The sequence below is a fragment of the Gordonia sp. OPL2 genome (assembly GCF_003797825.1).
Classification (GTDB): Bacteria; Actinomycetota; Actinomycetes; order Mycobacteriales; family Mycobacteriaceae; genus Gordonia.
The window spans coordinates 1-427 of record NZ_RKME01000098.1; the positions used below are offsets into that span (position 1 = coordinate 1).

The 427-nt window shown below is 64.9% G+C and carries 1 pseudogene; it reads left to right on the top strand.

Annotated features, from left to right (window positions below):
* A pseudogene (locus EEB19_RS26465) lies at positions 1–201 on the top strand (hypothetical protein); the annotation flags it as partial.
* Between the last annotated feature and the right edge of the window lie 226 nt (positions 202–427).

Sequence of the window (427 nt, forward strand, 5' to 3'; positions counted from 1 at the left end):
GTTGACAGCGAAGGTGCGCAGGTGGGCCTGCGCGAACTGCCGGCCGATCATCCGTTGGCGCAGGGTGCCGGCACCGACAACCGCGTGGCCATCCACAGCGATCGCTACCGCCGCCAACCCTTGTTGATCCAGGGACCGGGTGCCGGCGCGGAAGTCACTGCGGCCGCGTTGCTGGATGACGTGCTGCGGATCGTGGGTTGATCGCATTGTTCCTGTACCGCCGAGCCCACGCTCGGCTGCGGTGTGACAGCCAGCCGAGCGCGGGCTCGGCTCTACAGGACCCGCGTCAGAACCTGTACGTCATCGCCAGCCGCACATTGCGTGGCTCACCCCAGGTGTAGGTGCTGTACCAGCTGAAGATCGTGTAGTAGCGCTTGTCCAGCAGGTTGTTGACGTTGAGCGTGGCCGACAGGCGATCACTGAATTC